Genomic DNA, 25,636 nt, shown 5'->3' on the forward strand with positions numbered 1-25,636 from the left:
ATTAAAATCTAAACCTGGTCTCAAGAGTATACAGTCCGTTATTGGCGCCGCCAAATGTGCCGCCAATGCCGATACGCTTGTTTAAGTCATAATGGAGCGTTATACTGTTATTTTTCTGGTCAAGGCCCATGGAATAACTAAGCAAAAGTTTATCGGTCAGATATTTGCCAATTTCAAGATTATATCCCTGGAAATTATCGCCTGTTTGCACATCGTTGGTACGTTTGCTGTAAATATCAAACAGCGAAGAACGGACCAACCGGAATTCGTCAACACCCAGGGTATTTTGCAGGGTGCTTTCCATCTCAGCGATAAAGCGCATTTGCAGTCCGGCGTCCAACAGGCTGACTAATTCGTCCCGCCCTAAAACGCTGTCCCGGCCGCCCTGGGTCAGGTTGCCGGAATTGGTGAAATACCCGCCGCGCAGGGTCAGGAGCGACATGATTTCCTGCTGGCTCATTGCCGGTTCAGAGGTCAGTTTGAGGTCCATAGCAGTAACCGGGCCGTCAATATTCAAATTAATCGTAGTTTGTTCAAGTTTAGTTGAGGCCTGTAACTTGATGACCGGTTCAATGGAGCGGTACTGAATGAACTCGGCGCTGCCGCTCTCAATCGTAAAGCGGTTGGTCAGATATTTGACGGTACCGCGCTGCGCTTCCACGCGTCCGGAAGCCGCCGGTCTTTGCAACGAGCCGGAAAATTTAACTTTGCCTTCAGCCCGGAAATCATAGAGATAAGGGTTATACATCCGGACCTTATCGCCGATTACCAGCTCAACATCCAGGCCGGCATTAAAATCAATTTTACCGCTGTCAGGCACAGCCGGAATATTGACGGTGGCGTTCTCAACAGTCAGCTTGCCCGATATCCGCGGCCTGTCGTTGGGACTGGTTAATGACAGCACTCCATCCACCGGCCCGCTGAAGTATTTGTGTTTAACTCCCAGGCGCTTTAGGGTAAGCGTAATGTTGTAGTCGGTAAGCGCCAGACCATTTACTCTGGCTGAACCGCTTAACGCAAACGAGCCGCCCCCCATTTGGCCGTCAACGTCATTTATATTTATTTTATCACCTGCGAACTCAATATCAACCCCTACATTTTGGATGGGATCGGTCAGGGCTTTTAATTTGACAGTACCGTTGACTGCCCTTAACCGTCCGTTAAGCGTCGGATTGGCCAGTGTGCCCCCTACCGCGATTTCCCCGGCGGTAGGCCCGGCCGCCCAGGCAACGTCTTTGGTCAATAAGGGCAATATGCTCAAATCAGCGTTATCAAGACGCAGTTTAAGGTCCATCTTATCGGTAATGTCTGCCTGGCTACGGCCCTGGCTGTTCAACGCCTTTAACGGCACTATGCCGTAGGCACTGGCTTTGTACGGTCCGCGCGCCACAAACAACTGATTGACATGAATGCTGCCATGATTAAAAATTAACAGCCCATAGAGGTTATCAAATTCAGCGTTAGCCACGCTGCCGTTTTTGACTTCCAACGACACCGCCACGTTAGGATCGGCAGCAGGACCGTCAGCCTGGGCATTGAAGCTAAACACGCCTTTGGTTTCAACAGTAGTGTCGAACAGGGCGGCGATAATTCCGGCCTCAATATCACGCCCGCCGACCTCAAGGTCAATTTGCCCGTCCAGGTCGGCCCGGCCTTTGGCGGCCAGTAACCCGTCCGTTCCCTGTTTGGCCGTAAATTTATTGATGGTTATTACCCGGTTGTTAAGCTCAGCGTCGACATCAATGGTATCAAGCGGATAATCTTTAATCCGGCCGCCGGTAATCGCGCCCCGCAATATCACGTTAGGATTTGCCGTGGTACCGCTTAATACGATTTCCCCGTTAAGGCTGCCACGGATACCGCGGTCAGGCAGGTTGGCAATCGCCAGAATACCTGCCAGCTCACCGCCTTCGACCCGCAGCAGGCCGTCAATGGCCGAGGTAGGCAAATCAAGCGTGCCGCCGAAAACATAGCTGCCTGCTCCCTGGGCAAACCGCAGTTCCCGGATATCAACATTACTGTCGTGATAGCTTACACTGGCAAAGATATTTTTGAGTTCCTGGCCGTTGAGCAGCATGACCGGCGCCGTCAGTTGGCCGGTCAGCACCGGACTTTTCACAGTACCGGTTATATGGCCGTCAAGGCTGGCTTTACCCGATACCGGGTAAGGATAATTGGCCTTTACCCGGGCAAGATCGATATCCTCGGCAGTTACAGCAAAGTCCAGGCGGTTGTCGGGAGCAACCGTTCCTGACAGTTTAATTTTGGTATTAAGAGAATTTATATCAAGATTGCTTACTGTTATTACACCGTTTTGCCGCTGGTAGGAACCTTCGGCTTTGGCGATAAGGTAACCGTCCAGGCTGCCTTCAGTCAGTTTTACCTTGCCTTGGACAGCCACATTGGTTAGCGGTCCGGTCACGGTTACTTCATGGTCAATATTACCGGTCAGCTTAACTTCCGGTATGAGCAGCCGGGCAAAGGTCTCGGCCCTGGCCGAATGCGTTGTCAGCCGCAGGTTAAGTTCAGGCTGCGGACCGTCCAATAATACAGTACCGGTAAGTTCATGACCGGCAACACTGTCGGTAAGCATCACTCGGTCGAAAGCCACGGCCCTGGGCGAGGCTTTGAGGCCGCCACTGGCCTGGCCCAACAGTTGTTCATTCATTTTGAGGCCGGCAACGTTGAAATTCAGAGTGAGTAGAGGATCGGCCACCGTGCCGGTTATTGTCCCGTCAAAGCCGGCTGTCCCGGAAAAGCTGATATCTTTGACTGTGGCATAAGGTATGTCTTTTAATTCTACGCCCTGTCCGGCAATGTTGATGTTAAGCCGGTCACCTTGAAGCACCCCGTTAGCCGCAATCACACCGGACGGCAGCAGGGCATTAAAATATTTGAGCTCGGTCTGCCAGCCGGTATGGTCAATAAAGCCCACCAGTTTTGTGTACGGCGTACCGTTGATTTTACCGGCGTTAAGCGTTATATCGGCGGTAGCCGTGGCTGCACGCCAGTCGCTGCCTTGTCCGCCGGCCGCAATATTGACGTCACCGCTGCCGCTGATTTCGACAGGCAATCCCCGGACGGCGGCCATATCAATGCCGGCGCCGGCAAGCTGCAACTGATAACGTTGACTGGCGATGTCATAGACGCCTTGACCATGCACTTGGCCGCCCAACATACGGGCGGAAAATTCGTTGACAGTCAATATACCATGGGCAAAACCGGCCTTAGCCGCGGCATCCTGGATCCGGTAGCCGGCAACAGCAGCTTCACTTGTCTTAAGTTGCGCGGAAATCAGCGGACTGTCAATCGTTCCGGCAACTTCGGCGGCAAAGGCGACACTACCGGTAAACGGCAAATTATTGGCAACCACTGCCGGATCAAATCCGGGCGAACCGACAGTAAGGCTGAATACCGGCTTATCCCCGGCTATGGCGATTTTGCCGCCGACTGTTACCGGCTGGCCGGCAACCAGAGCACTGCCCCCCAGTATGTAGACATTGTTATGCGTAAAAGTCACGCGTCCGCGCGCTTGCTCAACCGGCACACCGTTTATTTGGGCGGCCAGACCGTTAACCACAAACTCGCCGGCATAGCTTAAGCCGGCAGGAGTGTCAGCAAGGGTGACTTCTACCGCTTCAAGCACACCGCCGGTAAACTTCACGTCTGTTCCGGCAGGTAGCAGGCGTTCATAGGCGGCCGGGTTAATTTGGCCGGCTTTAACCGTCAATGACAGGCTGCTCTTAGGATTATCAATAAATCCCTGAGCGTTTATATGAGAGCCGTTCTCGCTGCCTGACAGCTTAAAATCGACAGACTGCTTGCCGTTAATGCCAAACAGACCGTCGACACCGGTAAAATTCCACTCGCCTTGCGGCGCGCTCACCTGCACAGTGCCTTGTTTAACGGCAACCCGGCCATTAAAAACAGGACCGTCAGGGTTTGACTTTTGCCGCAAACATTCAGCGTTCCATGTGCCGTTGGCTTCCCGTACCAGCAAAATCTTCGGACGGGTAAGCGTAATGTTACGCACTGCGTCAATTGCCGTCCGGCCACGCACCAGACTGAGCAGGCTGTACTCAACGGTTACTTGGTCAATAGCAGCCAATTCCCGGCCTTGTTTGTCAAATATTGTTACGTTATTTACAACAGCCGATGTCAGCCCGGCTGCCTGCAGCTGACCAATGTCAACCCTGGTCCCGAGCGCACTGGTTAGTCCGGTCGCAAGCGTGCATTCAATTTGCCCAAACACCGCCTGGCTGTAGTTGGTCCACCAGGCAAAAGCACTGCCAAAAACAAGTAATATCATAGTTAAAATAGTTAAAGTAATGGCTTTGGTCCGCATGAGCGCCTCCTGAGCCTGCTAAGTATTGACTACTTCGACGCCGCAGCGTGTTCTTCCTTTCTGACAGGCTCGGGAATTTTAGTCTGCATGGGTTGATGCGGGATAAGATTGCCGCGCTGCGATGCCGTAATGCCTAACTAAGCACTATTCATGACTTTCCGCTTCGAAATATAGTCTCATAGGCGACGGTGCCCGCAATGACCGAAAAGAATACCCTTTCTCTACCGTCATTGCGAACGCAGTGAAGCAATCTCCCTTTTCATTCTTGTTGGTGCACCCGAGATGGTGCATGGGAAATGGCGCAATGGCGAGGTTGGAACTAAAAGGCAAAAAAAGGATTACCTTGCCAAAATCGACAAGGTAATCCTTGAACTATTTAACTTATTTTACTGCTACGCCCATAGCTTTGTCCAGCTTGGCGCGGCTGGTGTTATAGTCATAGAGGGCTTGTACATAGTTAGTTTTGGCCTGAGTGAGCGCAACCTGTGCATCAATAACGTCAAGGTTAGTACCCACCCCGGCATTGTAACGCACTTGGGCAATTTTAAAATCCTCTTCGGCTTTCACTACGGCAACCTTGCTGGTATCAATGCGTTTTTCGGCTTCTTTCATGTTAAGGTACGCCTGGCGCACTTCAAGTTGAACGGAGTCTTTTGTCGAACGGGCATTTTCGAGAGATTTAGCCACGTCGTTTTTGGCTGCGTTTACCTGGGCCTTGGTAAGGCCGGAATCAAAGATATTGATACTGCCGGTTACGTTTAGGCCCCACGTATTTTTGTCAACACCGGGAAAATCGGTATCAGACCAGGCAGTATTGGCGCCTAAGGTCCACTTGAATTTGTTGCCGCTTTGCGCAATGTCGATCCCTTGTTTGGCCGAATCTACAGCAATATCAGCTTTGGCTACTTGCGGGTTATTGGCTAACGCTATGGAAATACACTCTTCAAGGGTCTTATCAAACTTCTCATATTTCAAGTCTTCATTAACGGTAATTTTAGTATCAAGCGGCAGTCCGATCACATTATTAAGGTTGGACATGGCCAACTCATAAGAGTTCTCTGCTTTAATCAAATTTTGGTCGGCACTGGCTTTTTCCACTTCGGTGCGCAGCACGTCGGATTTGGCTACCGTACCGGCGGCATACTGGGCCTGAACATTGGCCAAATGAGCAGCCACTTGGTCAACCGACTCCTGGTTCAATTTAACCAGGTTGCGGCCTTGCAACAAGCTATAATAAGCGCTGGTGGCATCCAGTTTGAGTTGTTGCTTGACTCTGTCCAATTCAAGTTCAGATGATTTCAATCCCAGTGTTGCCTGTTTAATACGGCCCTCAACATCTCCTCCGGTAGTTAACGGTACCGATAAGGAAATCTGATTGCTGAAACTGTTGCCCGTACCGGTCGTCAGAGTTTTGGAGCGGGCGCCGGTAAAACCATAGGTTACTTTGGGCTCTTTTCCGGACTCAGTAGAGTCAACCGTCCATTTGGCCTTATCTAAATCGGCTTCTGCAGCCTTGATTGCGGGGTTATTTTTGAGTGCCATGGCAACGGCCTCATCCAGAGTAAGCTCAACGGATGCGGCAAATCCCGGAATAGCTGCCGCCACCAGCATACTGCCGACAACCAAGGCCGACACGCGTCTGGTCAGACGGCCCGATAATCTAAACTGTATCATGTTATTTAAATGCCCCCTTGATATCATGGTGTTTTCGGCTCTGACTGCTCAGTCAAACACTTATAATTATATGTCCAAAACCTGGATGGTGTCAACGGAAATGAGTATGAGTCATAGTTAGAACGCCCGGCGTATGCCGACATAGGATGTATTGTCTTCTTTCTTGTTTATACTCCCTGACTGCCCCACAATGAAAGTATCAGGCGCCAGCCGGTACTGAGTACGAAGCTTGACCCGCACGTCATTGGGATCATAAACATCAAGCGACATGCGCCACTCGTCCCCTAACTTGGCATCAACGCCAATTCCGGCTTTGCCGTCAATAATACCAAACCGCTGGTTAAAAGCCGGGGTGTGTTTTCCGAGTTGAAAGTTAAACTTGCCGGCTTCACCGATATCAGTCACCCCGAGTACAGTAAAGTCGTTTGGGGAGGTGCTGATGGTAATATCGGCGTTACTCTGATATTTTCCTGTCTCGGTATTATATAACGCTTCAACACCGGCTTGAGTCTTTATTTCTGACACTTTGTCAAGCATTTGGCTGGCTTTGGCCGTAGCAGCACGGGCGTTTTTCAACGTTTCTTTTATATTCCGGGCGGCATCGGGATCGGTGACCGCGCCTTCTAAAGCGGCAGCCATTTTTTCCACCCGGGTGCTGGTCTGTTTCAGATTGGCGATTGTTTCCCGCAAGTCGGCTGCCGTTTGGCCGTTGTTGTCAACATTTGCTACCATTTTATCCACTCTGGCCGCCGTGTCTCTAAGGCTGGCCGACATGGCTTTCAGGTTGGCCGCCATGGCGGTAACGTCGCCCTGATTGTTCTCGGCCAGTCTGGCCAAAGTAGCTGTCAGATTATTAAGATTAGCCGTTATGTCCCGCGTATTCAGCGCCGTTTCCTTAAGCGCCGCTTTAACCTTTTCATCGGCCAGCACATCATTGAGCGCCTTGACCAATGTTTTTACTTCTGTCAATACCTGGTTGGCCGTTACTATCAACTCGTCAAGTCCCTGAGGGTTCTCGCCGTATACCTGGTCGTTGGGCGCCAGAAAGCCCTTTACTTCATGGGGCGGCACAATATTTACATACTTTTCGCCCAGCAGGCCGTCGGCGCCAACGCCAAACTTGGAGCCAACCGGAATTTTTACGCCAGGGTTAAGCATAATATCGGCAGCTACGCCTTCAGGCAGCACCCGCACAGCCGCGACTTTACCCACTTCAACGCCGGCGTACCGCACAATGTTTCCCGGTTTCAGACCGTTTACCTGGCCAAAAACAGCTTGTACCGGGTAGCCTTTGTCGCCAAAGCTCACGCCGCTGAGATATACAATCATTCCTGCCAGTAAAACAAGGCCGGCAAGAGTTATGGCCCCGACCTTGGCCTCGGTATTCATGTTCTGGACCTCCCTTTATTTTCCGGTAAGTTTGCTGCCCCCCGGACAAACTTAACCACAATGGGGTTTTCCGACTGTTTTATCATTTCGGGGGTGCCGCTTTCAATAATGCTGCCGCCATAAATCATGACAATCCTGTCCGCAATGCGAAAGGCGCTTGACATATCATGGGTAACCACTACCGATGTTGCGCCGATCATTCGCCTGGTACTGACAATAAGCCGGTCAATGGTGTTGGACATAATGGGGTCAAGTCCGGCGGTCGGCTCATCGTAAAGAACAATATGCGGATCGATGGCAATGGCTCTGGCCAGACTGACGCGTTTTTTCATGCCGCCGGAAAGTTCGTTAGGCATTGCATTCTCCTGCCCTGATAATCCTACCATGCGCAGCTTGCGGCGCACCGTCCGCCTGATCTCTTCTTCCGGCATACCGGTATGCTGCCTCAGGCCAAAGGCGACATTTTCCCCTACCGACATAGAATCGAACAAAGCCGAATACTGGAACACCATCCCCATTCCCAGCCTGATTTTATTAAGTTCATCTTCAGTCATGCCGGTAATTTCCCGGCCGTTCACCCACACTTCGCCTGATGTCGGCTTTAACAGGCCGATGATTAGTCTGAGCAAGGTACTTTTACCCGAGCCGCTGGGCCCGATAATTACCATAATTTCCCCCGGCTCGACTGTCAGGTTGATGTCTTTGAGCGTTTGTTTGCCGCGGAAATTCATATTGACATTGACCAGTTTAATCATAGCGGCACCTCATTTGCTGCTACCGGTACAGTAATACTGATAAAAAATAATTACTGATAAAAATTAGAATAATCGACAGCACTACCGAAGCTGTGGTCGCCTGCCCCACCCCTTCGGCGCCTTGTGCCGTGGTAAGACCTTTGTGGCAGCCGATGATAGCGACAATAGCCCCAAAAAACATTGATTTGACCAGGCCGCCGATAATATCGTGCGGTACGGCGAAAACCTTAATCGAGTTTAAGAACGTGAAGGAGGTAATGCCAGGATACATGGTAGCAATCATATAGCTGCCGACAGTACCGATAACATCGGCAAAAACAACCAGTACCGGCGCCATAATCATGCAGGCGACAAGCCTGGGTACTACCAGGTAGGCGACAGGGTTTACCGCCATAACCCGTAAAGCGTCAATCTGCTCGGTTACTTTCATTGAGCCGATTTCAGCCGTAATGGCCGCCCCAACCCGCCCGGCAACCACCACGCCGGTTAATACCGGTGACAATTCACGGCCCATGGCTACCACCACCAAACCGCCGACTGACGACTGCACCCCGTATTTGACAAACTCATGGGCCGTTTGTACCGTCATAACCATCCCGGTAAACAGCATCGTCAACAGGACAATGGGTAACGAGTCGGCTCCCAGGTGCGCCATCTGCCGCACCAGCAGCGTGCTGTTTAAATGACGTAAATGATAAACAGTCTGCCCGGTCAGAATTAATACCTGGCCAATGTTTTCCAGAAAGCCAATGACAATTCTCCCGGTACGGGCGAATAGTTCAATAAGCATAACCATGCTCCTTAATAAATTGGGCTATCTTCAGATAATGGTTAATAGTATTCAATATTAATTTGTAATTCCCTGCTAGTCCACGGTTATTTTGTATTACCGCAATTTTCCGCGACATCCCCTCCTCCTTGCCATAAAAGCAAAATAGCCGCGTGATGCGGCTATTGCTTTTATTTGGTTATGGTCAACATTATCTGAGCGTCACCATCAATTATATAGTCGGTAGTAATATAGACTTTGCTTCTGCTGTCATCGCCCTTGGAGGGCTTTGCAGCATCAGCGTTGGTGCGTCCGGTTTTACCGGGCTTCTTGGCTGCCGTTTCCGGGAAAGCCGGGCTGGGGTTGGTTTCAAAATTATCAGTTACCGTCTTGGCATTTTGGCCTGCCGCCGGTGAGGCAAAATCAGGTACATTCATATCAATAGCTTCAACAACAATATCGTTGTTGCGGTCACGGTTAACCAGTTCTTTTATGGCTTCGTCCAAAGATTTGGGCCGGGCTTTGACAGCAAATAGTTTACTAAGGTCTGCTTCGCCGGTCTGCCGCTTGCCCACTAATGAAGCCATTGAGATCATGCCGCCGCCGCGCACTGACAGCATCAAGGTTCCCGGCGGCTGGTTATCGGGCACAGTATAAGTGATATGCCTGGTCAGCGGCTCACCACGGAACGGCTTGATTTTGACAGCGATATCAAGCTTGTCGCCCGGCTTGGCGGTCGCGCCGCTGGCACTGGCTTCAACAATGGAGGCCGTCCGCCGTTCGCTGTCAACTTCGACATTTACTTTGACATCCATGATAGTAACGTCATTGAACTGGTTGCCGGTCAAAAGCGCCAGCGCCTCATTCAATTCAGATACCGCCAGCTCGCCAATATTCCCCTGGGTATAAAACATGTTTTCCCGGGTTAACGTATCACCGGGAATACCGGCAGCACTAATTGCAAAGCTGATTTTAGCGGTGCCTGAACCTACGCGGTCGCTCGTTTTCTCGATGGCGTTAAATACTGTGACTGCTGACAAAGCAGGCGCCAGATCTTCATCTTGCACTACCTGGGCCCACATATCGTTAGTCCGGTTGAGCGTTTTGTCAGTAACACTGATTCTTAGCGGCACAATACCGGGGAAATTCCCCAACTTGCCGGCAATCCCGGCGCCCCTGTCCTGGTTAATCATACCGATAGCCTCAGTTGTTGTTCCCACCTTGAAGGAGTTTTCCAGGCCGCTTACCGTGGTATACACATCAGCATCGGTCAGGAAATAGTTGGCATTCCCCCGTTTGAGGAAGGGATGGCCAAAAGCCAATATTTTATCTCCTTCGACATAAGTAACTGTTCCTAACGCTCCCAGGCTGACATCGCCGCGTACCAATTGCACGCCAACAGTGCTGCCAGGTTCAACTGTTCTGTTGTAGGCAATGCCGTTATTTTCTTCAGCCATGCTGCCGCTTACGGCATAGGGGATTAGATTATACGGTTTAAGCTTGTCGGCCAGCATGTTAAGAGCTTGCTCCCCAAAGCCCGCCGCCATAAGCGGGGTAGCTGCAGCAGTACCCGGCGGTTGTAAGCCGCTTTCAAGTTTGGCTTTGCCGTCATTCATTTCCCACAGTTTCAACATGTCGGCAATGGGTGTAACCATGCCGATTTTGTGGTCGGTCAGCGACCAGCCGTAGGCAATGGCGCCTGCCAGCTTGCCATTAATATATACCGGGCTGCCGCTCATACCTTGGGCAATACCACCGGTTCGCTCAATGACGTCACCATATGTGCGGACCAGAATTAGATCGCCTGAAGGGCCTTTTTGTTTCATTACTCCCAGAACTTCCACACCGAATTCCTCGATTTTACGGCCGGCAACAACAGTCTTGGCAACTCCGTGCATGCCTTTGACAATCTGGTCTACCGGCATAAATTCAGGCGCTGCCTGGACATAAACTAGCGGCAGCATTGCAAATAACGCCACCAGCGCTGCCAGGCAGCGCCTCAAGGTTTTAAGCAATATATTCATCCTTCCCGCAAGGGTGTTTTCCCCGTTTGCTGTTATCGTTATTTTTTGAATGGTTCAATTCTTACCAGTACATCACCTGTTCTGACTTTGTCGCCAGGTTTGACCAATACTTCGCGGACAATACCGTCAACGTTGGCGCGCACGGCTACCGCCGGTCCGGTTATGGTGTCAACATATACCAGAATATCACCTTCCCGGGCCATTGCCCCGGGGGCAATCAGACCATTTGACAGGACGCGTCCTGTCAGCACGCCGCGCTGGTCTACTGTTTGTCCGGCAGCCAACGACCATGCCATGATTCCGACAACCAGCAGCAAAGTAATGATTATTATACTTTTTTTATGAGCCATACATAACACCTGCCTTTTTGTTTTTGCTGTAAAGGTGTCTGCTTCTACTTTCATTATAGCGCATTTTCCTTAATTAGCAACAGGTGAAGCAACTATCGCCAAGGCATCGCCCAGCCGCCGCTCACGGCCGTCGGAAGGTTTGTTGACAATTTTTCCTTTGACCATCATCTCGCTTGAGCCGCCGCCGTCTAAGTTCATGGCGTCTTGTGCGCCCAATTCCTGCATAAACAGCGCCAGTTCCAAAAGCGTCATCCCAATGCTGTTATCTTGCCGGCCATCGACAACTACCGCCAAAACATGCCCGTCAGCCTTAAGTCCAATGGCTGTCCGGGGAGCACGGCCGCCAGCCACGTCTGATCCGAATTCTTCGACCTTGGTAGTCAGAAATACGCTGTTGTTCTTTACCAGCATGGGCCCTGCGCCCAGAACATGCCGAGCCTTATCCCCGACCGGACCCAGCGTCTGGTTTACCTTGACGGCATCGCCGACTTTAAGACAAGCCAGCAGCCTGGCAGCCGAGCCATGAGCCGACAATACCGCACCGTCAGCCGGAATTTGCGAGTTATTAATGTTAACGGCAGCTACTTTGCCGTTTACCACCACATATTCTATGCCGAAATTGTTGGTGCCGGTAGCAGGAGCGTATAAACCGTTATATAATACCAGTTCATTTTCGCCGCGTTCCCGGTTTACGGCGTTGATGGGCACCGTGCGACCGTCAGGCAGCTCGATATTGCCTTCATAATTTATCTGATCGATAACCAGCTTGCCGTCAGGCATGATGGCCAGCGCTGTCCGCGGCAGCTCAGGTGTGCTGACAATTTCGCCGTCAATTTTTAACAGACCGATGATGGAACCGTCAAGACCAAAGTATGAACCATTGACAGCGGCTATGGCCCGGGCGCGCTCGGCCATGGGGGTCAGCGGTTCAAGTCCTTGCACAGCACCGTTTGACAAGACCGGTTTTACTATATATCCGGCCTTGGGATCAACATCAAGGATATGGGACCAGACCGGACCACTGGCAGTATTCCGCAGCCAGGAGGTGTATTTAATCCCGGGCGCCACTTCTTCCACCAGTTTTTGTTCATAGTTTTTAATAATATCAATAACCAGACGATTGGGGTTTTGCAAAGTAAATACTTTGTACATGTACACTGTCTTAAGATCAATGACAGCTCTGAGCTTACCCGGTTCAGGGGCGCCAAGCCGCAGTTTGCCGACTGTCGGGTCGTTGAAAACATACTGGGACGCGGCTTGGTTAACGGCTCCCGGCATATCAATGACCAGTCTGAGCGGATTATCCAGCGTTGTTATGCTGTACTCAGGCAAGGCATTAACATCAAACACGATACGGACGGTTTCGGCTGTTTGGCTTGTCCGGATTTTTTCCACGGTTACCGCCGGGGCCGCCCATGCCGCATTCCGGACCATTACAACAATAAGAGCCAGCATGAGCAGACGCCGCCATAAATACTTGTTCATAACTTCACACTCCCTTTAAGTAAAAAGGCCAGGCTAGCGGGCAGCCCGGCTTTTATTTATTTCATTTATACTTAGTTGGCGGTAAAGCATGTCGGCCAGCCCTATCCCGCCGGCTTTCGCCATATTTTTGGTAAGTTCGGTGTCTAGCAGCGATGTCATAATGTCCTCCTGCGAACTGTCGCCCAGAAGCTTGCTTTTTGGCACAGTTTCCCGCATTTTGGCAAGCATCATATTAAGAAATACAGCTTCCATCTCCTGGCACGCAGCCTTGAGTTTAGCATCCTGGCTGCGTTTGGCCGGGTCGGAAGCAGCCGGGTTTCCGGCCTGCTTAGACGCGGCTACGGCTTTTTCCAGCCTGTCGGCAAAAGCCGTAGCCTGGTCAGGTGTGACGTTCCCGCGGGTGCCGGGGCCGGTGTTGGGCTGTATGAGATTGTTGGCGCTTATCTTCACAGTTTATTTCACCTCTTTAGCAGAACAAGCTAATAACCTCACCTGCAGCGCTTACATAACCTGAAGTTCGGCGTGCAAGGCCCCGGCTGCTTTAATGGCTTGCAAAATAGAGATAACATCACGCGGGGTCGCGCCCACGGCATTGAGAGCGGTCACTACGTCACCGACACTGGCCGCAGCCGGCAGTACGATAAGGTTGGACTGCTGTTCTTTAGCGTCGACAGTAGTATCAGTCGTCACAACTGTACTGCCGCCGGATAAGGGCGGTGGCTGCGATACTTTGGTTGTCTGACCAATTTTAACACTTAGGCCGCCTTGGGCGACAGCCACTTGGTCAATTGTCACATTGCTGCCGATAACAACAGTGCCGGTACGTTCATTAATGACGACTTTGGCGGCACTGTCAGGCGTAATGGCCAGCTCTTCAATTGCGGCAATAAAGCCGACAATGTTTGCGTTATAATCATAAGGAATATTAACTACCACCGTGCCGGGGTCTTTGGCAGCCGTTATCTGGCCAAAGCGCTGGTCAATGGCTTCGCTGATCCGGTTGGCAGTAGTAAAGTCAGGCTGATCGAGGACCAGCGTAATTTTATCATTGTCGGTAAATGTCATGGCCACTTCCCGCTCAACCAGCGCGCCGTTCGGAATGTTACCCACGGTTGGGAAATTCTTCTGTTGACTGGCGCCGCCGGCACCGGCGGCAAAGCCGCCTGTCGATACCGCCCCCTGGCCTACTGCGTATACCTGCCCGTTAGCTGCTCTGAGCGGGGTCTGTAAAAGGGTGCCGCCCTGCAGACTCTTGGCATCGCCCATCGACGATACTGAAATATCAATAGTAGCACCCGGTTTGGCAAAAGGCGGTAAATTTGCCGTTACCATAACCGCCGCCACGTTTTTGGGCTGCAGCTGAGATGTGCTGACCATAACACCGAAAGATTTGAGCATATTGGCAATCGACTGGACGGTAAATGTGCTTTTATTGGAATCGCCGGTACCGGCCAGGCCCACGACCAGACCATAGCCTACCAGTTGGTTGTTGCGCAGCCCCTGTACCTTGGCCACATCTTTAATCCGGGCGCTCACTTGCATTGGGGCGGCAGCTGCCGGCGCCGCAATGCCGAAAGCCAACACGGCAACCAGAAGCACTGCTGTTAATTTGCGCATAAATCCTCCGTTAAAATAAGAAGTTGAAAATCTGAGTCAGTATACCCTGCCGTTGTTTGCCGGCAATCGGGCCTTTGCCGTCGATTTTAAGTTGGGCCTCAGCCACATTGCTTGATAACACGGTATTATCAGATGTTATGTCTTCTTCTCTAATTGTGCCAGTAATGGTAATTTTTTGTTCTTCGCCGTTCTGTTTTATGCTCTGGGTACCCGAAATAATCATCTGGCCGTTCGGCTTAATTTCCGTTATTTTGACAGTTATTCTGCCGGTTACCTTGTTGGTATTGTTGATGGAACCTTGGGCCTTAAAACTGTCCGAAGTACCGAAACTTGCCGCGTTAAAAAAATTGAAAACACCCACACCGGCATCAAGATTGGCGCTGGCCGATTTGGAGTTTGACGCGCTGCCTGAACGGCTGGCGCTTGATGATTCGCTGATTATAATGGTGATAACATCGCCCACGGCATGGGCCCGGTGATCGTTAAACAGATTGGCAGCCGGCGAATTATCTACCCATAACGACTCAGCCTGCGCACAGGCAACAGGCGCAATCATAAACATAAGCGCCAGTAAAAAACCTAAAAATCTGCGCATCGTTTCTCACCTTGCTTTCCATTTTATAACGGCGCCCGGACGGTTGCCGCATCAACCACCAGGCCGGTAATTACCTTTTTGGAGTTGGCGTTTTGCACCCTGATAAGTTGTCCTTCACTGCCGTCCTGCTGGGCAATACCCGGCACAGTTACTTCGATGCCGCCAATTTGCGCGACGATGTTGACAGTTTTGCCCCGCTTAACCAACACCGGTTTTTTGAGAATGCTGTCAGTAATGGCTGTCCCCGGAGCTAACTGACGGCTGACTGCCAATCCTAGTATTTTCTTAAGATCAGTAAAATATCCCGGTGGCATACGCCCTACATCACGCCGCTCAAAGACGACGTTATCCCCGGTAATAAGCTCGCGGGCAGCCAGGGCGCGGCCGGCTACTGCGACTTGTTCATATCTTTTAATGTCAAACCTAAGATTTACGGTGGCATACGTTTGCCCGGCAACAGTAATCCCCACAATCACGGTGGTAGGAGCATTATACCTTACACCATAGGGCAGTTCAATGTTAAACATAATATCACCAGGCGGAACCATAACATCCTGCGGCTGGCCAATGGGTGTGATTTCCACATCGCCGCCGGCAAGGCGCATGTTTAAGTAGTCCCGGGCCTGACCGGCCAGACGCTGGCCGCTAACAAGCTGAGATAACGCCGTTACTCTAAACTGGGGCGGAATTTGCCAGCTAACACCGGTGAAATCGGTATTTGCCGCACTCAGCCTTGCGGATAAAATTTCCGGGGTAAGGACAAAGCTTTGGCCGGGCGCGGGAGCATGTCCAAGCTTTATTTGCCGCAACGCATTAATGCGCTCATTGTCGTCGCCGCTAATGCCGGCAATATCCCCCAGGGTGAAGTATGGCCCGGTTACCTGTGATTCGGCGGCGACAACAATTGTCAGTCCTTGAGCCTGGGCACTGCCGGTAAATAATATACCGGCAACACATAGAATTACCATGGTAAGCCGGTATAATTTATTCTTCATAGGCCATTCCTACCGTTTTAAGGAAGCCGCCTGGCCCAGCATGTCGTCAGCTGTCTGGATGGCTTTCGAGTTTACTTCATAAGCCCGCTGGGCAACAATCATATTCACCATTTCTTCTACTACTTGAACATTGGACATTTCCAGGTATTGCTGTACCAGCGTGCCGGCCCCGTCGGTTCCCGGGTTGCCGACCGTCGGCGCGCCTGAAGCCGCAGTTTCCTTTACCAGATTGCGGCCAATACTCTCTAAGCCGGCCGGGTTGACAAAACGGGCAATGGTAATTTGACCTATATCTTGAGTGCCGGTAGATAAAGTGGCAGTAACAAGTCCGTCAGACGAAACGGTTATCCCCGTGGCATTTTCGGGAATGGTAATAGCCGGTTCCAGCGGATAGCCTTCGGCAGTTACCATCCGGCCCTGAGAGTCTTTTTTGAACGAACCGTCACGAGTATAGGCCAGTGTGCCGTCCGGCATAGTTATTTGAAAGAAGCCGTCGCCCTCAATAGCAAGGTCAAAGTCGTTGCCGGTATTTTGAAAGTTGCCTTGAGTGTAAAGTTTTTGCGTGGCCACTTCGCGGACGCCATGTCCAACCTGAACCCCGCTCGGCAGTTGGGTATCCGGTCCGGTAGCAGCGCCTGCCTGGCGGAGCGTTTGATACATAAGATCTTGAAACTCCACCCGGCTTTTCTTAAAGCCGGTGGTATTGACGTTAGCCAGATTGTTGGAAATCATATCAAGGTTAGCTTGCTGGGCGACCATGCCTGTCCCGGCAGTCCACAATGCACGAATCATCGGTTATTACCCCCGTAAATATTTTTAGTGGGCGTCAAATTACCCGCCGCGTCAGTCGGTCAGCGGCGCAAGGGCTTCCGCACAGGTCCAGCCCTATATATAGTTAATATCGTATGACTATAAGCAAAAATTAAGTACTCATTGTCAATAACTGTTAAACTTTGCCAACTTCATTGACAGCTTTGTCCAAAAGCTGGTCATGAGCCTGCACCGTTTTGGCGTTTACTTCATAGGCCCGGTAACCGGCGATAAGATTAACCATCTCGGAAACTACATTGACATTGGACTGTTCTAAAAATCCCTGTACTACGTTGCCGGAAGCCGGACGACCGTTGCCAGGCGCCCGGAAGAGACTGTCGCCTTCTTTTACCAGTTGGCGTTCGTCGGCAAACTCAACAACACGCAGTTGTCCGGCAGCAATACCGCCATTTGTTATCCTGCCAGACCCGTCAACAGATATTTTTCCGTCCGGAATTCTCAGCGGGCCGTTTTGACCAAGTACCCGGTACCCTTCATGAGTAACCAGCTCGCCCTGGGCGCTGCGGGTAAAAGCGCCGTTTCGGGTAAAACGCACACCTGCCGGTGTCTCAATAGCAAAAAAGCCTTTACCGTCAACGGCAAAATCCAGGGAGCTGCCGGTGGGACGCATACCGCCGGCAGTTTGTATGGTGGCCACTTGATCAATCATGGCGCCAATGCCTAAAGTACCGATAACCGGCGCGTCTTGGCCGTCATTGATCCGCCGGATTAACAAGCTGGCAAAATCTTTGGATACGGCAATGTCTTTTTTATAGCCGGTAGTATTTGCGTTGGCCAAGTTGTTGGCAATCGTATCGGTCCTTGTGGTTTCCGCCAGCATACCGGAAGCTGCCGTATAAATACCCCGAATCATTGACATCACCTCTCGCGTTCATCTATTGTTTACCCTGCAATATTGCCTTTTTTCAAAGTTGTCAGGCTATCCTGCAAACTTTCCAGCGCATCAAGCGCTTTACCGGTTCCCAGAGCAACACAAGACAGCGGGTCTTCCGCCAGATATGTGGGAATGCCTGTTTCCTGGATGATAAGCTTGTCCAATCCGTGAATAAGCGAACCGCCCCCGGTCATAACAATACCCCGGTCGACAATATCGGCAGCCAGCTCGGGCGGAGTCTTCTCAAGCACTGCTTTAACGCATTCAACAATAAGTGATACCGGTTCAGCCAGCGCCTCCCGGGTCTCAGCCGAACTCATGCGTATGGTCTTGGGCAAACCGGATACCAAGTCGCGGCCGCGGATTTCCATGGTTTCATTGCGGCCATTGGGATAGGCGGTAGCGATAGCTACTTTAATTTCCTCGGCAGTACGTTCCCCAATCAAGATGTTATATTCTTTCTTAACATGACGGACGAGGGCTTCATCAAATTTGTCGCCGCCAATCCGGAGCGACTCACTAACAACAATGCCGCCAAGGCTGAGCACAGCAACATCGGTAGTGCCGCCGCCGATATCAACCACCATGGCCCCGCAGGGTTCAGAAATCTCCAGCCCGGCACCGAGCGCAGCGGCTAGCGGTTCTTCAATCAAGTACGTCTTACGTGCTCCCGCCTGCATAGCGGCTTCAAGCACTGCCCGTTTTTCCACTGTGGTTACGCCTGACGGAATGCACACCATGATCCGCGGTTTAAAAAAGAAGTTCTTACCGGCTACTTTTTGAATAAAATGCCTAAGCATGCTTTCAGTGGTGTCATAATCAGCAATTACACCTTCGCGCAGGGGACGGATGGCAATGATATTTCCCGGAGTCCGGCCAAGCATACGGCGGGCCTCCTCGCCAATTGCCAGGATCCGGTTGCTATCGCGGTCAATAGCTACCACTGACGGTTCTCTTAATACAATACCCTTACCTTTTATGTATACTAAAACATTAGCTGTTCCCAAATCGACTCCAATATCCATTGTTCCAAACATTTCGAATCCTAACCCCTTTCCGCCATCGCCCGCGCCCCCCAAACCAACTTGTCCCTATATATAATAAAGAAAAAGGAGTGCACGATTAGATAATCATAAGTAGATTAATATTTCTACAAAAAAACTAAAAGTCCTCTTATTTTCGTCATTCACTGCTCAATCATTTTTACTTTTATTTACTCTTAATCCTCGTTCTTATCTTCTTTATATTTCTTTCTCGTTGCCTCGCCACCGCGAATATGCCGTTCCGCTTTATTTAGTTCGAGAATGTTTTTAACTTTGGCAGCCAACCGTTTATTGATTTCCGGGAGCCGCTCAATCATGTCCTTGTGCAAGGATTTACCAAAAATGAACGGTAAAAATAGAGGGGTTAACCGTCTTATTCAAGGACGGTTAACCCCTTTGTTTACCTATTTTTCAATATACCTCACGCATTTCTCCGCAAGAAACGCTACAATACTGTCTGCTTGACGGGTTTCATAAAAGTCGACCATCAACGTATTAAATTCCAATATATCTTTTACACCGATATTAAATACACCATAACCGGCATTGATCAGTATCCCGTTGGCCATCAATCTCGCCGTGCGTTTGTTGCCGTCCCAATAGAATTGGTTTAACGCCGCCCAGAGAAATACGCGAATGGCTTGTTCCACTGCATGTTTACCCTCTAATATAATCGGCAGTTCCCGGTCAAATATCTCGTCAAGTTCCGTGTACAAAGGAGCAACATAGTTTTTCGTACCGACAATACCGACTCTGCCTGTACGGAATTTTCCCCATTCCAAAGCTTCTTCTCTGGCAATGGCATCATTAATAATATGGAACATCTCTTTTGATACAGTAAATTTATCGTTTTGTACTGCCTCCAATATCACATTCCAGGCATTTTTGATATTCAGCACCTGCTGTACATCGCTGATCTTATGCCCCCCAACAGTAATTCCATCAAGCAGGGTTTGAACCTCCGGGAAGGTAATCGGATTGTTTTCCAGCTGTGAAGTATCAAAAATATACTCCGGCAACATACGTTTGGCAGAAAACAAAGCGAATTTTTTATCAGGAATGACATTTTGCGGAATATCAATTTTATAATCGTAGTTAAATAACATGCCTTACACCCCTCACACTCACATTATTTGGTATATTATTACCCTGCACATACCTAAAAATCCTTTATTCATACTCATACAAATACGTACTCAGTACATAATCTATATGAAATCCAATAAAGATTTTTTCTGGGCGTGTTGTTAGTAACGCTCTACCGCTGGCGCTTGACTTACGCTTATACTAACAACACGCCTGTACATCTTTATTGGATACTATATACACCGCCGATAAATAAATCAACCTATTGCCTGATTTCTTGATGGCAATAGGTTGATTTAGTATTATATTGCAGCGGCATGGTTAATTTCCAAATCGGAAAACAGTTTAAGATAGACCTTTATCTCACCTTCCACGGTTACAACAATTTTCTCAATTACTTTCCTTAACATGGCGTTATCAATGATGTCCGCCGACAGCACCACCTGAATACTGCCGCAATATTTTCTGACCATCTCATCAATCCGGGTCATAACGGATGTATTTCCCCGAATGACGCTGAGTTCATTTTCATATCTGGCAATGGCCGCATTTAACTCGGTCGTCCTTTCTTTTAATTCCGCAAGGCTAATTGCATCCACCTCAAACATCTCGATTTGTTTGGCCTTCGCTTTTTTCAGCCTTGACAGTTCAGAGAGAATAAACGACTCCGATAATTCATGCTCTTCCGGCTTATATTTTTTCCGGAATTCGGCGATCGTTTGTTTTAACAGTTTGTCCTTCGACGATACCAAACCGCCTAAATACTTTTTGATTTCCTCCAGCAATTCTTTTTCATCGACGATGGTACGGTTCCGGCAAAAATCCACGCCATTGGCATTCCGCCCCGAACAGCACCACCGGATATATTCCTTTACGTACTTCCGGTATGTTCTCCTGAAACTATAGCCGCAGTCGCCGCATTTAATCAGCGTACTGAAACAGTATTTATTGGACTGCCGCTTTTTGGTTAAGCGGAAGGTTTCCGTTCTTTCCGCCAATAAAGCCTGCGCTTTATCAAAGAGTTCCCGGTCAATAACGGCAAGTTCCGGCTTGTCCACAACAAATTGCTTATCAATAGCATTCTTTACTCTTTCACCGGTCAAAAAATCCTTGACGGATTCTTTGCCATTGATAACCTTACCTATGTAAAGCGGATTGGTTAATATCGCGGAAACGGCCTGCTGTGACCACCGGCACTTGCGCTTGGTCAATAACCCTTCCTTATTTAAAAGCTGTGCAATCTTATTTGCGCCATGCCGCTGATGTACATAATACTCAAAAATCCGTTTAACCACTTTGGCTTCCGCCTCATTAACGGCCAGGTTAAAATAGTCTCCCGCCGTTTTGTCATAGCCGTAAACAATATTCGGCACCCGCCCTTTCTCGGCATTGCGCTTTTTGCCAAACTTCACCCGTTTTGACAGGTTCGCCGATTCTTCCTGGGCGACTGCCGCCAATATGGTTAACGTCAGCTCTCCGTCGTTACTGGACATGTTGGCTGTTACGAAGCGGCAATCGATGTTTAACGCCTTTAGCTTGCGGATGCTTTGGAGAAAGTCAACGACATTCCGCGCAAGCCTGGACACATCTTTTACATAAACGCACTCGAACCTGCCTTGTTGAGCATCGGCCATCATGCGGTTGAACTCTTTTCTGTTTTTCAGCTTTGTACCGCTGATGCCTTCGTCAGCGTACAGTTCCACAAGTTCAAGGTTATTCTTAGCAGCATATCCTTCAAAAAAGTCTTTCTGTGCTTGCAGGCTCATCAACTGGTCTTCCTTTTCGGTCGATACCCTGCAATAAGCGGCGATCTTTTGTTTTCCATTTTTGCCGGCCATCGTATGACTTTCTCCTTTCTTTCAAAGAGTAAAAACAACATTCACTTAAGCTGAATGTTTCACATCATAACTATTATCATCGTCAATGGCCGTATCGTTACATTCCCTGGCAACCTTATTGATAATCGCTTCCGCCAGGATTTTGGGCAGATACTTGTCCACATCTTGTTCCGTATTGGGATTGACAAACGTGATCTTCAGACTCATGGCAAATTCCCCCTCAAAAAGTATCTTTGATATAAATACTATTTAAGCAGTTACCAATTTATTACAACCATTTGTACTCAGATTACACAAAATAAATAAAAACAGCTTTCTGGCGGAAAAACGCCGGAGGCTGCTTTTATTTACATTAACAAATTTCAGTTTTTTATTTCAGTAAGTTTATGAGTGAACCGCATATATTTTGTTTTCCTGCCGCTGCCAACGGCTTTCAGCATCTTCTTTTCCACCAATTGTTTTAATAGCCGGCCGGCCATGGTTTGCGAAACGGACAATAATGCTTCTACATCTTTTCTTGATATGGCATCTTTTTTGTCTGCAAGCTCCATGATTAATTTCTCGTTGTCATTTAATGCATCTTGCCGCAAAAGCACGTTTCTGTTAGGCAGAACAATTTTAAACGCATTATCGGATGATTCGATCTGCGGTTTTTTCTCACTGTCCTTATAGCTATCCATAATTTTTTGTATGCCGGTGCCATACGCTTCAATCAGTTTCAAACGGTAAAAGACAGCCGCCAATTTTTCATTACGGCACTGCGATACGCCAAACAGGATATCATTCAGCGTAAGCCCTTTAACCAGACCGCCAAGAGATACAAATTCAATCCGGTCCTCAAATATGCTAATGAGGGTACTGCCGCTAAAAGAGTATTCGCGATGAACAAGAGAATTTAAAAGAGCTTCCCGTAAAGCCTCTTCCGGATAATCCCTGCGGTCAATTCGATATAATTTTGAAAATTCGGCTCTTGTCTTGTTATACAAATCGATGAAGCTGTATGCGTCATTCATTTGTTTGAAAAGAGAACCGCTAAATTCCCGCCGGTCTTTGAACACCGATTTTGTAGTACCTTCAAAAGAAGCCGCTTTGATCGTGTGTACGCATTGGTCCGACAATAATAATCCCAGATTCGTATAGATACGGTCGGCATTTATCAAACCAAGGGTCATCATCTGACTTTCGCCCAAGGCAACGTTTCTGGCCTTAAATTCGGCAGCCATCGCTTCAAACGTCAAATCCTGATTGAGTGAGCGCATATTTTCGAAGGTGTCACCATCTGTTTCCTTTATCATGCGGCGAATGGCATTTTCTGATGCCGGAACCGAAGAAGAACCTTGACGGACATATACGCCTTCCGGGCGCAACCCTTTTTTAGCAATATAATACGGACAATCCGTCCCCTTTTGTACTGTAATTTTTACAACATCTTTCCCGTCCATTACTTCATGAGAATACTTCACGAACATTGTAACATCGGGCTTGATAGAATCCCTGATCATATTAGAAACCTGCAAAGAAGTTTCATCAACGTCATCTACACCAACGACCTCGCCATGATCGGCTATGCCTATATATATAGTACCTCCCTCGGTATTAGCAAAGGCCACTACCTCTTTTTTTATATCCTCCACTACCGTTTGCTTCAGTTCAATCATGGGACCTTCTAAAATAGCCATTTCCAATCCCCCTCTTTCATTTCTATTACTATTCTACCACATTCTATCACTTTTTAACACATCTGTTCATGAATTGTATTAGAAAAAGTGTTAGATAATTTTCGACTGCATCTTCTTTTCCACTAATTGTTTTAATAGCCGGCCGGCCATGGTTTGCGAAACGGACAATAAAATAAGGCAGCCGTATGTTTGGCCGCCTTATTTTAAATTCGCGCTGCCGCGTCTAAATTCATACTATAGATATTCATTCTGCCTCTCTGATCAATAATCAACATATCTTGAGGTATTTGCTTAATCCGGTCACGAACCGTAGAGGGGCTTAAAGCAGCAATCTCTGCAAGATCCTGAATGCTGATACCTTCATCATCAAACAATGAATTTTGCACTAAAACATACAGTATCTTTGCCAGTGGTTTATTGCTGCCGGCATATTTTTTAATTTTCTCCGAATAAAAGTTGAACTGTTCTGCTCTACCTTCAATGGTAAAACATAAGTTTTCGATCGCTTCTTTGATAAACTCCAAAAATCCGATAACGAAAGGTGTTAAATCACCTTTATTTTTGTAATCATTAGCGTCTTTAAACATTTCGTAGTATTTTTTTATCTTATTTTTGATTGTATAAGATAATCCAAAGCCAACAATTGGCTCTAATTGCCGCGTCAAGAGATAGCTGCTGATAAATCTTGCCATTCTGCCATTGCCGTCATAAAAGGGATGGATATAGCCAAACATATAGTGAAATACGGCTATATTCACGAAATAATTTAATTTATCATCATGTAAAATATCAAGCGCGGATGTCATGGCTGTAATAATTTTAGCTTCCGGGTACAGCCCTTTATGAATGACCTTTTGACTTGGTGAAACCACCTCAACGATATCTTTTCTGAAAATGTCTCCGTCCGGAATATTGTCAGGATTATCTGCTTTAATTTCCGCTAAAACAAATTCATCATAGAGTTTTCTGATATCCTGGCAGGATTTCAGTTCGATTTGCTGCCCCTTAGCCAGCATCATATATTTTTGTACCAACCCGTACAAGCGCTTTCTTTCTTTATTCTCCGTTTTATCATTAATAAGCTCTCTGATTTCTTTACGCGTACTGTGAACACCTTCTATCTCATTAGTCAACTGGATTTCGTCCACGATACACTTTTTCGTAAATTGGATTAAGGCAATTGGCGGTACATTCTGAATTGCTTTTAACAACCGCTTATCCAATTGCAAAATATCGGTTATCAAATTCAAAATTTCTAAATTTATTCCTACAAATGCCTGATATTCATCAATTGTAAAATTATAACGATATGCAAACTCACTGTTAAATCTTTCTAGATACGTAGTTTCATAAGCTGCATTGTTTTTATAAAATACTTTACTTAAAGGTTCATATTGCATACGATTCACCCCCTTTGCTGACATTATACTGTAGTTAAATCGGCAAGTAAATATCAATTAAAGCTGTTTTCTTATTAAAATATTGATTATTTAATAAATAAATGGCTTTATACTTTGCTTTCTTGTTATATTGTTCCCATTTTATCATAATAGAATTCACTATTCACCGTTCACTTTGGTAAATCTTTATGCAAGGATTTACCAAAAATGAACGGTAAAACAAAAAGCCAAACCCTAGTATCTAAGGTTTAGCTTCGACGTAACCGTTTATCAATATAATAATCCATGATGCCGCGATACTCTGCGTTTTTCCCCTCTACCTTAAAACTATTCTTTATCTTTAACAAAAGCGTCTTTGTCCACTGCCCCTGCTCCTTGCAGCGTGATAACTTGCTAAGAAGCGCCTTCAAGGCAGCTTTACGATTACTCTTTAAGAAAACGCCCATCGCATCGCAATTTAAATTCAGAGTGACATCTAAATCTTTGTTTATTTCCTTATCGTCTGAGTAAATAGTTCCATCTGATTTATATTTTATCAGCCGAACTTTCGAACGGTCAAGCGGATTTATGGTTAATTTAACATTCTCCCGATGTGCATCACAAGTCATATACTTCTTTTTATGACCCCGATTCCCCAAGCAAACACCTACCATATTGCGGTAATCCAAAGCTAAATTTTCGTCTACATACTGTGGAATATAGTGCTCTATCGTCATCGTATTTTTCGATATTCTTCTCATGCAATATGCACAAATATAACCTTGCTCCAGCAATAACGCTTCCATAATATCCCCTTTTACCGGGAAGCCCTCGTAATGCGCGCCTTTTTGTTGTTTATACTTTATCAGGCTCTCTGGTTCTTGCCCCTTTTCTATGAAAATCATGAT

General features: G+C 48.2%; 21 protein-coding genes and 1 pseudogene. All 22 read right to left on the reverse strand.

The window, feature by feature from the left end; translation table 11 throughout:
* Nucleotide 1 precedes the first annotated feature (1 nt).
* Entirely contained in the window at nucleotides 2-4,345 is a 4,344-nt protein-coding gene (locus SCACP_RS16660; protein WP_425058608.1) for a translocation/assembly module TamB domain-containing protein, read from the reverse strand.
* 381 nt (nucleotides 4,346-4,726) lie between these two features.
* Nucleotides 4,727-6,019, reverse strand: coding sequence for a TolC family protein (locus SCACP_RS16665; RefSeq protein WP_425058609.1), 1,293 nt, complete (start codon nucleotides 6,017-6,019; stop codon nucleotides 4,727-4,729).
* 117 nt (nucleotides 6,020-6,136) lie between these two features.
* A complete protein-coding gene (locus SCACP_RS16670; protein ID WP_425058610.1) occupies nucleotides 6,137-7,408 on the reverse strand; it encodes an MlaD family protein in 1,272 nt (423 codons plus the stop codon).
* Nucleotides 7,405-8,163 (reverse strand): ABC transporter ATP-binding protein, encoded by a 759-nt coding sequence (locus SCACP_RS16675; RefSeq protein ID WP_425058611.1) that lies wholly within the window; start codon nucleotides 8,161-8,163, stop codon nucleotides 7,405-7,407. Before SCACP_RS16675 ends, SCACP_RS16670 begins: the two co-directional genes overlap by 4 nt.
* Nucleotides 8,164-8,182: 19 nt before the next feature.
* Nucleotides 8,183-8,953, reverse strand: coding sequence for an MlaE family ABC transporter permease (locus SCACP_RS16680; protein WP_425058612.1), 771 nt, complete (start codon nucleotides 8,951-8,953; stop codon nucleotides 8,183-8,185).
* 170 nt (nucleotides 8,954-9,123) lie between these two features.
* Entirely contained in the window at nucleotides 9,124-10,956 is a 1,833-nt protein-coding gene (locus SCACP_RS16685; RefSeq protein ID WP_425058613.1) for a SpoIVB peptidase S55 domain-containing protein, read from the reverse strand.
* 38 nt (nucleotides 10,957-10,994) lie between these two features.
* A complete protein-coding gene (locus SCACP_RS16690) occupies nucleotides 10,995-11,306 on the reverse strand; it encodes a biotin/lipoyl-binding protein (protein WP_425058614.1) in 312 nt (103 codons plus the stop codon).
* Nucleotides 11,307-11,375: 69 nt separating this feature from the next.
* Nucleotides 11,376-12,791: a phosphodiester glycosidase family protein gene (locus SCACP_RS16695; protein WP_425058615.1), complete on the reverse strand. Its 1,416-nt coding sequence runs from the start codon at nucleotides 12,789-12,791 to the stop codon at nucleotides 11,376-11,378.
* Between the two features lie 33 nt (nucleotides 12,792-12,824).
* A complete protein-coding gene (locus SCACP_RS16700; protein ID WP_425058616.1) occupies nucleotides 12,825-13,241 on the reverse strand; it encodes a rod-binding protein in 417 nt (138 codons plus the stop codon).
* A 51-nt stretch (nucleotides 13,242-13,292) separates the two neighbouring features.
* Complete coding sequence (locus SCACP_RS16705; protein ID WP_425058617.1) at nucleotides 13,293-14,408, reverse strand: flagellar basal body P-ring protein FlgI; 1,116 nt, start codon at nucleotides 14,406-14,408, stop codon at nucleotides 13,293-13,295.
* A 10-nt stretch (nucleotides 14,409-14,418) separates the two neighbouring features.
* Nucleotides 14,419-15,003, reverse strand: coding sequence for a flagellar basal body L-ring protein FlgH (locus SCACP_RS16710; RefSeq protein ID WP_425058618.1), 585 nt, complete (start codon nucleotides 15,001-15,003; stop codon nucleotides 14,419-14,421).
* A gap of 23 nt (nucleotides 15,004-15,026) precedes the next feature.
* Entirely contained in the window at nucleotides 15,027-15,998 is a 972-nt protein-coding gene (flgA, locus tag SCACP_RS16715; RefSeq protein ID WP_425058619.1) for a flagellar basal body P-ring formation chaperone FlgA, read from the reverse strand.
* 9 nt (nucleotides 15,999-16,007) lie between these two features.
* Nucleotides 16,008-16,790, reverse strand: coding sequence for a flagellar basal-body rod protein FlgG (flgG, locus tag SCACP_RS16720; protein WP_425058620.1), 783 nt, complete (start codon nucleotides 16,788-16,790; stop codon nucleotides 16,008-16,010).
* A gap of 154 nt (nucleotides 16,791-16,944) precedes the next feature.
* Entirely contained in the window at nucleotides 16,945-17,682 is a 738-nt protein-coding gene (flgF, locus tag SCACP_RS16725) for a flagellar basal-body rod protein FlgF (RefSeq protein ID WP_425058621.1), read from the reverse strand.
* A gap of 29 nt (nucleotides 17,683-17,711) precedes the next feature.
* Nucleotides 17,712-18,740 carry a rod shape-determining protein gene (locus SCACP_RS16730; RefSeq protein WP_425058622.1) on the reverse strand — a complete coding sequence of 343 codons (1,029 nt, stop codon included), beginning with the start codon at nucleotides 18,738-18,740 and terminating at the stop codon, nucleotides 17,712-17,714.
* 182 nt (nucleotides 18,741-18,922) lie between these two features.
* A pseudogene (locus tag SCACP_RS16735) lies at nucleotides 18,923-19,078 on the reverse strand (sporulation transcriptional regulator SpoIIID); the annotation flags it as partial.
* Nucleotides 19,079-19,150: 72 nt separating this feature from the next.
* Nucleotides 19,151-19,852, reverse strand: a complete 702-nt coding sequence (locus SCACP_RS16740; protein WP_425058623.1) for a Fic family protein — start codon at nucleotides 19,850-19,852, stop codon at nucleotides 19,151-19,153.
* A gap of 282 nt (nucleotides 19,853-20,134) precedes the next feature.
* Nucleotides 20,135-21,670: a recombinase family protein gene (locus SCACP_RS16745; RefSeq protein ID WP_425058624.1), complete on the reverse strand. Its 1,536-nt coding sequence runs from the start codon at nucleotides 21,668-21,670 to the stop codon at nucleotides 20,135-20,137.
* A gap of 45 nt (nucleotides 21,671-21,715) precedes the next feature.
* Nucleotides 21,716-21,877 (reverse strand): hypothetical protein, encoded by a 162-nt coding sequence (locus SCACP_RS16750; protein WP_425058625.1) that lies wholly within the window; start codon nucleotides 21,875-21,877, stop codon nucleotides 21,716-21,718.
* Between the two features lie 155 nt (nucleotides 21,878-22,032).
* Nucleotides 22,033-23,349, reverse strand: coding sequence for an RNA-binding domain-containing protein (locus tag SCACP_RS16755; protein WP_425058626.1), 1,317 nt, complete (start codon nucleotides 23,347-23,349; stop codon nucleotides 22,033-22,035).
* A 203-nt stretch (nucleotides 23,350-23,552) separates the two neighbouring features.
* Nucleotides 23,553-24,749 carry a Fic family protein gene (locus SCACP_RS16760; RefSeq protein WP_425058627.1) on the reverse strand — a complete coding sequence of 399 codons (1,197 nt, stop codon included), beginning with the start codon at nucleotides 24,747-24,749 and terminating at the stop codon, nucleotides 23,553-23,555.
* 248 nt (nucleotides 24,750-24,997) lie between these two features.
* On the reverse strand, nucleotides 24,998-25,633 hold the full coding sequence (locus tag SCACP_RS16765; protein ID WP_425058628.1) for a retron system putative HNH endonuclease: 636 nt from the start codon (nucleotides 25,631-25,633) through the stop codon (nucleotides 24,998-25,000).
* Between the last annotated feature and the right edge of the window lie 3 nt (nucleotides 25,634-25,636).

The organism is Sporomusaceae bacterium ACPt (assembly GCA_041428575.1).
Classification (GTDB): Bacteria; Bacillota; Negativicutes; order Sporomusales; family Sporomusaceae; genus Sporomusa_D; species Sporomusa_D carbonis.